This is a genomic window from Gordonibacter sp., from assembly GCF_036667095.1.
Classification (GTDB): Bacteria; Actinomycetota; Coriobacteriia; order Coriobacteriales; family Eggerthellaceae; genus Gordonibacter.
The window spans coordinates 1-5,769 of record NZ_JAVWUP010000157.1 but is presented as its reverse complement, the minus strand read 5'-3'; the positions used below and the strand labels follow the sequence as shown (position 1 = coordinate 5,769).

The window sequence follows — 5,769 nt, the reverse complement described above, 5'->3', positions numbered from 1 at the left end:
CGGGCCCTGCTCCAGGAAGTGCTCGCAGAAGCGGCACACCTCCTTGACGGCCGCGTCGTAATACCGCTCGGGGTTCAGCAGCACCTCGACGTCCGTTGCGACCACATGCGTCGCACGGTGGCAGGCGGCAAAATGGCAATCGGCCGGACACGGCTCTCCGGGGGTGTTATGCGGGCAACGCGACATCATCTCGTCATCGCAACCGCGTCTTTCCCAACAATTCGCCATGGCTTATCCGTCCTCCTTGCGCTCTGGGCGTTACTCGGCGGCCGGGACGACTTTCGTCACGCCGGGCACGCGCTCTTTCAGGATGCGCTCCACGCCGTTGGCAAGCGTCATCTGCGACATGGGGCAGCCCTTGCAAGCACCCTGCAGCTCCACCGTGACTACGCCGTCTTCGGCGACATCGATGAGCTTCACATCGCCGCCGTCGGCCTGCAGGCTCGGGCGGATAAGTTCCAGAACTGCAGCGACATCGGTCTTCTCGATCATACTTGACTCCTTCGTCAACGAGGTTGTTTCTTGGGTGCGATTCTACCATAGCGCACCAGTACCGTCTGGTGCGCTAAGAAAAAGTACGTGGGCGGCAGGTCATCGCGCAAGCCCGCAAGAGCCAAGGCACGCAGTTGCGGCTGGACATCCCTGCGTCTTAGGCGACAGGCTTCCAATCCTTGCCCAGGACGACCAGCACGTCTGTGGTATACGTGTAGTACCCCGCCCCCACGATGGCGCGACCAGAGCCCAGCGCGGCGATAAGCTCCTCTGCGCGAGCCTTGTTCTCGCCGCCCTCGTACACCACCAGCGTCTCGGGGAACTTGTCGCTTTCAGCGTTGCCCACTTCCGTGACGTTGAATCCGTCAGCGCGCAGCAGATCGGCCACCTGGGAGCCGCCGCCCGTGATGCCCGCGCCGTTGCGCACCTCCACCGTGAAGCTGCCCCGATCGACCTGGCTGGCTGCCTTCTCGTCGACAACCGGCGGCTGACCCGCCTCAACAAGGGCCATCATGCTGGTCCATGCACTGCTCGACGAGATATAGTACAGCACGTTGTTGCGTGTCGCCTCGTAGCCGGGCACTTGGGCGATCTGAACGGAAGCCGCCGCAACGCCCTTCAGCTGTCCGGCGAGGGAAAGGGCCGCCGTACCGGACATATCGGTTTGGAAATCGCCGCCGACCGAGTCCAGTAGGGTGGCGAACGGCAGCGTGTCACCCGATTCCAGCATGCGCGCAGCCACCGACGCAAAGAACGCACACTGGTTCGCCGCCTGGTCCTCGATGCCGTTCTTGAAGTTCTTCGCACGCAAATAGGTCAGCGCCGCATTGCCGTCAAGCGTCTGGGTGCCGACGGAAAGATAGGTGTCCCCCGCCGTCGGATCATCCACCTCTTGTTTGACATCGACCTCGATGCCGCCGAGGGAATCGACCAGCGATGCCAGGCCCGTCGCATCGACCTTGGCATAATGGGCGATATCGACGCCCGCAAAACCGGCAACCGCCGAGATAAGCGCCGCATCGCCTTGGGCTGCGGCCTCCCGCAGCTTATGGGCCTTGCCGTCCTTGAGTAGGACTTGCAGGTTTGCAGGAACCGACACCAGCGTCACCGCACGCGAACCCTCGTCGACACGGGCTAGGATGAGGGCATCGGGGCCTTCTTCGTCGGCGGCGGCCGATGCAGCTCCCAGATCGGCAGCCACCAGGGCGTACCAGGGACCCGCCTCCTTCGGTGCAACCAGCGCAGGTTTCGCATCGGAGTTCTTCAGCCCCATCTTGGCATCAAGCGATCCGAAAAAGGTGGCCACGCCCACACCGATGGCCACCGCTGCCACCACGACGACAGCTATTACAAGGGCGACGATGCGGCGTATGCGCGCTTTGCGCTGCATCTCCTGGGCGAACTCGCGCTTACCCACGCGACGCGCGTATTCAGACGAACTCTCGCCCGTGGCCGTAGAGGGTAGCAGCGTATCCACCACGCCGCGGGCTGCACGCTGTCTTTTGCGCGGATTGGAGAAGCCGACGGTGTCGGCATTCATATGGCGCGATGACGAGCGCGCGCGACGTTGCACATGGGTGCCCACCGTCGCAGAGCGCATGCGGTGAGACGTGAGCTTCGACTGGGCTGCAGTAAAGCCCTTCTTGCGTCCGAACATGGGTCAACCCCGTTTCGCTAGCAGGAAGGCTGCACGTCGTCGACCGTCGCACGCGCAACCTCGGCTCCCAACGAGCACAGCTTGCCGACGTAATCCTCATACCCGCGGTCAACGTGCCCGATATTGTGCACGCGCGTCTCGCCTTCGGCAGAGATGCCAGCCAGAACCAGTGCCGCACCAGCCCTCAGGTCGGTAGACGACACGGGTGCACCCTGCAACCCGTCCACGCCGCGCACCAGTGCATGGTGGTCTTCGATCGTGATGTCGGCACCCATGCGGGCGAGTTCGGCAGCGAACATAAAACGATTCTCGAACACGTTCTCCGTGATGGCCGATGTGCCTTCGGCGCGAGCTGCCAGCAGCATGAACTGAGCCTGCAAGTCGGTCGGAAAACCCGGGTGCGGCAACGTCTGTATATCGATGGGCGCAAGCGGCCCTTCGCGGCGCACGGTGATCCAATCGGCACCCGTCTGCACGTCGCAACCCATGGACTCAAGCTTCATAACGGCCATGCGCAGATACGACGGATCTATGCCGTGTACAGTAAGCGGGCCTCCCATGAGCGCGCCGCCCACGAGGAACGTGCCCGCCTCGATGCGGTCGCCCACCGTCGTGTGCTCGCAGGGGTGCATCGATTCGGACGGCACGCCTTCGACCTCCATAAGCGACGAGCCGCCGCCTGTGATACGGGCACCCATGGCGTTGAGCATGTTCACCAGGTCGACGATCTCGGGTTCGCGCGCCGCATTCTCGATAACGGTAGTGCCCTCGGCAACCACAGCAGCCATCAACAGGTTCTCCGTTGCGCCCACACTGGGAAAGTCCAGCACCACGTGTGCCCCGACCAAGCCATGGGGCGTGGTGGCCTCCAGAAAACCATGGTCCGTCACGAACATGACGCCTAGGGCCTCAAGCCCCACCAGGTGCATGTCGATATTGCGTGCGCCGATCTGGCAGCCACCTGGCATGGCGACGCGCGCCTGACCGAACCGACCGATAAGCGGGCCTAGTACGGCGATGCTGGCACGCATCTTCGATACCAGCTCATAAGGTGTCTCCCACTTTTCCACCGGAGCGGTATCCACCACCAAAGTGTGATCCTGACGATCAACCTGCGCACCCAGGCAGCGCAGCACCTCGGACATGATGGCGATATCGGAAATGAGCGGCACGTTGTGCAGGGAGGTTGTCCCCCGCCCCAACAGCGTAGCCGCCATGAGCTTGAGGGCCGAGTTCTTCGCACCGGACACAACCACGTCGCCGGTCAGCACATTGTTACCTTGGACGATGATGATCTCTTCTGCCATGAAAGGTTCCTTTGCGCCCGCACGTAAGACGGCCGGGCATTCGCTCGTTATCGTGTACGCCGCAAGCAGCGGCGCGGAAGTTGCAACCCGTCCATTATAAAAAGTCGGACGGCCCTATTCCAACTTTCACACCGAAAGCAGAAGGGGCCTTCAATGCAAACAGGACCCGGAACGTATCCGGGTCCTGTTTAGTGCTACTTGATGCTCGTATAACGAGGGAATTTACGCTTCGTCCCCCAGCATAAGACGCTTGAAGTCCACGATCTTGATCTCGCCGCCCAGGTTCTTGGCAACCTCAGCCGTGTACTCGGACACGCTCTGATCCGGATTCTTCACAAAGGGCTGCTCGGTCAGCGTGCTCTCCTTGAAGAACTTCTCCAGGCGACCGACGGCCATCTTTTCCTGGATGGCCTCAGGCTTGCCGGACTCGGCGGCCTGAGCCATGTAGATGGACTTCTCGTGCTCGACCACAGCCGGATCGACCGACTCGCGCGTTGCAGCCACCGGAGCGGCAGCGGCAACCTGCATGGCAACGTCGCGGCCATAAGCCTTGAAACCGTCGGACGTGGGGTCGATGCCCGTTACGTCGAACTGCACCAGGACGCCGATCTTGCCACCACCGTGGATGTAGGACGACACGGCACCGCCCTCGACTACCGCGAAGCGGGTAAGCTGGATGTTCTCGCCCAGCGTATGGATAGCATCGGTCACCACGGCCTCCACCGTCTCGCCTTCGGCGTCGACAGCCTTCAGGGCCTCGAGGTCGGCGGGCTTGGCGGCCATAGCGGCGTTGGCGATCTTCTCGGCATAGGCCTTGAACTTGTCGTTCATACCCACGAAGTCGGTCTCGCAGTTCAACTCGACCACGGCACCGGCGGTGCCGTCGACAGAGACGAGAGCCATGACCGTGCCCTCGTTGGTAGCGCGACCGGCCTTCTTGGCCACGGCGGCCAAGCCACGGGTGCGCAGAACGTCGACAGCGGCCTCGATATTACCGTCAACTTCGGTGAGGGCTTTCTTGCACTCCATCATGCCCGCGCCGGTCATCTCGCGGAGCTCTTTAACCATGGAAGCGGTGATGTCAGCCATGATGATCCTTTCTGGGTAGGAGCCGCGTCCATCAAGGACTCGAGCTCGGTTTCAAAGCGCCGCTCCGACCCGGGGGGCGAAGCGGCGCGGTCGTTCCAAAACGTGAGGAACCGGGTGCTACTCGGCAGCAGGAGCCTCGGCAACCGGAGCGGCAGCCTCAACGACGGCGACCTCAACCTCGGCAGCAGGGGCGGCCTCGGTGGGGGCAGCGATCTCGGCGGCCGTCACCGGCACGCCCACGCCGGCGGTCACGGCATCGGCGATGAAGTCGGCCAGCAGGCGCACGGAGCGGATGGCATCGTCGTTGGCCGGAATGCCGAAATCGACATCGTCCGGATCGCAGTTCGTATCCAGCGTGCCCACCACGGGGATGTTCAGGCGACGGGACTCGTGGATGGCAATGGTTTCACGGTTCGTGTCGATGACGAAGACGGCATCGGGCACGCGCTTCATGTTGCGGATGCCGTTCAGGTTCGTCTGCAGCTTGCCCAGTTCCTTACGCAGAAGGATCTGCTCTTTCTTCGGCAACAGCGCCATGCGGCCGTCGGCCTCCATGGCCTCAAGCTCCTCCATGCGCGTTACGCGGGAGCGGATGGTGACGAAGTTCGTGAGCATGCCGCCAAGCCAGCGAGCGTTCACATAGGGCATGCCGCACTTGTTGGCAGCGTCAGCCACGGCCTCCTGGGCCTGCTTCTTCGTGCCCACGAACAGCACGGTGCCGCCTTTGCGGGCGATCTCGGACACGAACGTGTAAGCCGCGTCCAAGCCGTAGAGCGTCTGCTTGAGGTCGATGATGTAGATATCCCCGCGGCTGCCGAAGATGTACGGCTTCATCTTGGGGTTCCAACGGCGCGTCTGATGGCCGAAGTGGCTGCCCGCATCGAGCAGCGATTGAATGCTGACTTTCGTCATGTCTGATCTCCATTCGTTAGTCCTCTGCCCGCGGTCATCCCCAGCATCCGCAGCCTTTTTCAGTTGGCCACTGGCGGTGTGGGTCGCACGGACATGTGTAATATAGAAACCGTAGAAGTATAACCGATCAATCCGAACGACGCAAGCAGCGTTTTTTCACACGGCATCACACGGCATCACACGGCATCACACGGCGCACACGGCGCACACGGTATTTTTCACAACGGCATTTTTCGCCCGGCGAACTAAATTCGACAAAGTCATGACCACCGGCATAGCCGGTGGCTTGATTATCGGCCCTAGAAGGGCCCA

The 5,769-nt window shown here is 62.2% G+C and carries 6 protein-coding genes; all 6 read right to left on the bottom strand.

The annotated features are described in order from the left end of the window. Positions 1-228 (bottom strand): hypothetical protein (locus tag RR842_RS11295; RefSeq protein ID WP_332729785.1); only part of this gene is annotated, 228 nt, incomplete at its 3' end. 30 nt (positions 229-258) lie between these two features. Next, complete coding sequence (locus tag RR842_RS11290) at positions 259-492, bottom strand: NifU family protein (RefSeq protein WP_332514867.1); 234 nt, start codon at positions 490-492, stop codon at positions 259-261. Between the two features lie 157 nt (positions 493-649). Continuing rightward, positions 650-2,149: an LCP family protein gene (locus RR842_RS11285; RefSeq protein ID WP_332729784.1), complete on the bottom strand. Its 1,500-nt coding sequence runs from the start codon at positions 2,147-2,149 to the stop codon at positions 650-652. Positions 2,150-2,166: 17 nt separating this feature from the next. Next, on the bottom strand, positions 2,167-3,456 hold the full coding sequence (gene murA / locus RR842_RS11280) for a UDP-N-acetylglucosamine 1-carboxyvinyltransferase (protein ID WP_332514869.1): 1,290 nt from the start codon (positions 3,454-3,456) through the stop codon (positions 2,167-2,169). A 222-nt stretch (positions 3,457-3,678) separates the two neighbouring features. After that, the gene (tsf, locus tag RR842_RS11275) at positions 3,679-4,545 is read right to left on the bottom strand and encodes a translation elongation factor Ts (protein WP_332511924.1); all 867 of its coding nucleotides are present in this window, start codon (positions 4,543-4,545) and stop codon (positions 3,679-3,681) included. A gap of 117 nt (positions 4,546-4,662) precedes the next feature. Continuing rightward, a complete protein-coding gene (gene rpsB / locus RR842_RS11270) occupies positions 4,663-5,457 on the bottom strand; it encodes a 30S ribosomal protein S2 (protein ID WP_332511925.1) in 795 nt (264 codons plus the stop codon). Positions 5,458-5,769: the final 312 nt, after the last annotated feature.

Excerpts from the sequence above, each read along its gene's own strand:
- RR842_RS11285 (WP_332729784.1), bottom strand. The coding sequence starts at position 2,149 with ATGTTCGGACGCAAGAAGGGCTTTACTGCAGCCCAGTCGAAGCTCACG.
- rpsB (WP_332511925.1), bottom strand. The coding sequence starts at position 5,457 with ATGACGAAAGTCAGCATTCAATCGCTGCTCGATGCGGGCAGCCACTTC.
- RR842_RS11290 (WP_332514867.1), bottom strand. The coding sequence starts at position 492 with ATGATCGAGAAGACCGATGTCGCTGCAGTTCTGGAACTTATCCGCCCG.
- tsf (WP_332511924.1), bottom strand. The coding sequence starts at position 4,545 with ATGGCTGACATCACCGCTTCCATGGTTAAAGAGCTCCGCGAGATGACC.
- murA (WP_332514869.1), bottom strand. The coding sequence starts at position 3,456 with ATGGCAGAAGAGATCATCATCGTCCAAGGTAACAATGTGCTGACCGGC.